Source organism: Streptomyces sp. ActVer (genome assembly GCF_027270795.1).
Classification (GTDB): domain Bacteria; phylum Actinomycetota; class Actinomycetes; order Streptomycetales; family Streptomycetaceae; genus Streptomyces; species Streptomyces umbrinus_A.
Map to the genome: position 1 here is coordinate 1 of NZ_JAPWHT010000705.1, position 3,489 is coordinate 3,489.

Genomic DNA, 3,489 nt, shown 5'->3' on the forward strand with positions numbered 1-3,489 from the left:
GGATCATCCCGAAGCCCGTACGGACCAGGGCCTGGTCGTCGGCGATGACGGCGCGCAGGGACGGCCCGTTCACGCGGTCCGCCACGGGATTCGGGCCCTGATCCGGTATCCGCCGGCGAGGGTCGGTCCGGCCGTCAGCTCGCCGCCGTAGACCGTCAGCCGCTCACGGGGCCCGATCAGCCCGCGGCCGTTGCCACCGCCTGTGCCGGTACCTGTGTCAGGGCCTGCGCCTGTGCCGTTGGGGCTCGTCGACGGGGCGTCGTGGGCGGCTCCGGTGTCCGTGACTTCGATCTCCAGGCAGTCGTCGGTGTGGCCGATCGTGACGGAGGCGTCGGCGCCGGGCGCGTGTTTGATCGTGTTGGTCAGTGCCTCCTGCACCACGCGGTACGCCGCGAGGTCCACCCCGGGCGGCAGCGGCTCAGGTGGCAGGGACACCGCGATGGCTACCGGTGTCCCGGCGGCGCGTACGCGTTCGATCAGGGCGTCGAGATGTCCGAGACCGGGCTGCGGTTCGAGCCCGTCGGCGGGGCTGTCGGGGCGGCCGGTGTCCGGGGCTGCGAGCAGCCCCATCACATGCCGGAGTTCGGACATGGCTGCCCGGCCTCCGGCCTCGACCGCCAGCAGTGCCTCTTTGGACCGCTCGGGCGCCGTGTCCATCACCTTGCGGGCCGCGCCCGCCTGGATCACCATCACGCTGACATTGTGGGTCACGACGTCGTGCAACTCAGCGGCTATACGGGCGCGTTCCTCTTCGACAGCTTTCCGCATGGCCTCTTCCTGGGCCCGCTGCAGCTGGGTGAAACGGTCCCGGCTGGCGGTCAGCCGTCGGCCGCCGACGCGGACGAGCCCGGCCAGCACCCCGGCGACCAGCAGGACGACCGCGGGGCTCGACCAGCCCGGGAGCACGGGATCCGTCTCCCGGAACGCGAACCCGGCCAGCACGGCCGCAACGACCATCCCGGCCAGCGCCCGCACTTGGTAGCGGCTGTACATGACGGCACTGTAGGCGCCGATGACGCAGGTCAGTACGTTGATCCAGGAGGCGTCGTCGCCGATGGGCAACGCCGCGCCCATCACGATCCCGAACGTGACCAGCGGATACCGCCGCCTGGCCGCGAGAGGCAGCGCCGACAGGACGACCAGCGGCCACGGCACGGTGCGCGGCTCCGGCACCACGACTCCCCCGCCGGGTACGGGCGGTCGTGGCGGAACCGGCGGGACCGGCGGCACCTCGGTCCGGTGGTCGGTCCTCTGCTCGGTCTTGGCCGAGACACGGGCCGGCCCGTCGCCGGGAAAACGCGCCGCCACGATCAACGCGATGACGGTCAGCACGATCGCCAGCACCACGTCGGCGCGCACCGCCCACCGCGACAGCGGGGCGGGCTTCTCCTCCGGCCGTAGCGCATCACGCAGTTGGCGGCGCCTCTCGCGGCGGTCCTCCGTCTCCATCGGCTCATTGTGTGGCTCCCCGCCCCGGTCCGCGTCCGTCTCCGCGACCACAGTCCCGTCCCGCAGATGTACGTCGCAGGGATGACCCCGCGGCCGGGTCCTTCGCGGGGAGGTCCTGATGTCGGTGCCGCGGCCGACGCGCCCCAACACCCCGCGCTCCTAGGTTCGCTGAGCCCGGCAACGCGGCTCATGTACCGGGCCCGATCCAACCGAAGCGAACCGATGCCACCCGAAGGACGGTCGACTCCCATGACTCAGGTGATCCAACTGGAGGGCGTGGCCAAGCGCTACGACAGCGTCGGCACTCCCGCGCTGGGCCCTCTCACCCTCTCCGTCGAGAAGGGCGAGGCCCTTGCGGTGACGGGCCCCTCCGGCAGCGGCAAGTCCACGCTGCTGAACCTCGTCGCGGGCCTGGACAAGCCGACCGAGGGCACCGTTTCCGTGGGCGGCCGCCAGCTGAACGATCTCAGCGAGCACGCGCTGGCCCGGTTCCGCCGCGAGCAGATCGGCATGGTGTTCCAGTTCTTCAATCTGCTCGACGACCTCACCGTCGCCGACAACATCCAGCTCCCGGCCCAACTGACCGGCACCGCACGGCGCAAGACGGCGGCCCGCGCCGATGAGCTCATGGAGGTGCTCGGTATCCAGAAGCACGCCCGCGCCTACCCGGGCCGGCTCTCCGGCGGCGAACGCCAACGCGTCGCGGTCGCCCGGGCCTTGGTCAACCGGCCCGCGCTGCTGCTCGCCGACGAGCCGACCGGCGCCCTCGACACCGCCTCGGGCCAGGACGTACGGGAACTGCTGGTGGAGCTGCACCGCGGCGGCCAGACCATCGTGCTGGTCACGCACGACCTGGCGCTCGCCGAGGCGTGTGCGAGCCGGACGATCCATCTGGTCGACGGTCATCTCGCCCTCGACACGCGGGCGGAGGCCGTCCGATGACCCGCTTCGGCGGCGGTGCGCTCGGCCGGGTCATACGTTCCGGTGTGGGGCGGCGCCGGGTGCAGACCGTGGTGATCGCCGTTGCCACGATGATGGCCGTGGCCTCGGCGGTGGTCGCCGGGTCGCTCATCGTGGCCGCGAACTCGCCCTTCGACCACGCCTTCGCGAAGCAGCAAGGCGCCCATCTGACGGCCCAGTTCGATCCGGCCAAGGTGACTGCGGCGCAGCTCAAGGCCACGCGAGAACAGACGGGCGTCACCGCGAGCGCCGGACCGTACCCCTCCACGACGATCCAGCCGGAGGACTCGGCGGGCCTGCGGATGCCGACGCTGACGCTCGTCGGACGGTCCGGTCCGAAGGCCGACGTGGACGATCTGGACCTCAAGTCCGGCCGGTGGGCTGCGAAAGCGGGCGAGATCGTGCTCCATGAGTCGTTCGCCGGCCCAGCCTTCAAACTCGGCTCCACTCTCAAGACCTCGGACGCGCAGGGCAGTTCGACCCTGACCGTCGTCGGTCTCGCCCTGTCGGTCAGCAAGACAGCCGACGCCTGGGCAACCCCCGCGCAGACCAGGGCTCTCGCGTCGGCGGACAACCCGCTCACCAGTCAGATGCTGTACCGCTTCGACTCGGCCGGAACGGACAAGCAGATCACCGACGGCCGGAAGAAGCTCGCCGCGGCCGTGCCGTCCGGCGCGCTGCTGGGCAGCCAGTCCTATCTGGAGACCAAGCGCGCCGCCGACCAGGGCGCCGCCCCGACCATCCCCTTCCTCATCGCCTTCGGCGTCCTCGGCATCGTGATGTCGGTGATCATCGTCGGCAGTGTGACCAGCGGCGCGGTCGGCTCCAGTCTGCGCAGGATCGGCATCCTCAAGGCCATCGGCTTCACACCGCGTGAGGTCGTACGGGCCTATGTGGCCCAGGCGTTGATCCCAGCAACCGTCGGTATCGCGCTGGGCGTCGTGCTGGGGAACCTGCTGGCCGTGCCGCTCCTCGACGACACCGAGCAGGCGTACGGCACCGCTTCCCTCACGGTGGCCTGGTGGGTGGACGTCGTGGTGCCGGTCGCCGCGCTGGTGGTCGTCGGGGTCGCCGCGCTGG

At 71.3% G+C, this 3,489-nt stretch carries 3 protein-coding genes; 2 read left to right on the top strand and 1 reads right to left on the bottom strand.

All coding sequences use genetic code 11. The annotated features are described in order from the left end of the window. Positions 1-69 precede the first annotated feature (69 nt). The gene (locus O3Q52_RS50815; RefSeq protein ID WP_269655199.1) at positions 70-1,449 is read right to left on the bottom strand and encodes a sensor histidine kinase; all 1,380 of its coding nucleotides are present in this window, start codon (positions 1,447-1,449) and stop codon (positions 70-72) included. A 249-nt stretch (positions 1,450-1,698) separates the two neighbouring features. On the opposite strand from O3Q52_RS50815, the gene O3Q52_RS50820 reads away from it, so the two are divergent. Further along, positions 1,699-2,391 (top strand): ABC transporter ATP-binding protein, encoded by a 693-nt coding sequence (locus O3Q52_RS50820; RefSeq protein ID WP_269655200.1) that lies wholly within the window; start codon positions 1,699-1,701, stop codon positions 2,389-2,391. Continuing rightward, positions 2,388-3,489: FtsX-like permease family protein (locus tag O3Q52_RS50825; RefSeq protein ID WP_269655201.1), on the top strand; the 1,102-nt coding region annotated here is incomplete at its 3' end. The genes O3Q52_RS50820 and O3Q52_RS50825, both read left to right, overlap by 4 nt.

Bases quoted from the DNA above. Each gene is read 5' to 3' on its own strand.
- O3Q52_RS50820 (WP_269655200.1), top strand. From the start codon at position 1,699: ATGACTCAGGTGATCCAACTGGAGGGCGTGGCCAAGCGCTACGACAGC.
- O3Q52_RS50815 (WP_269655199.1), bottom strand. From the start codon at position 1,449: ATGGAGACGGAGGACCGCCGCGAGAGGCGCCGCCAACTGCGTGATGCG.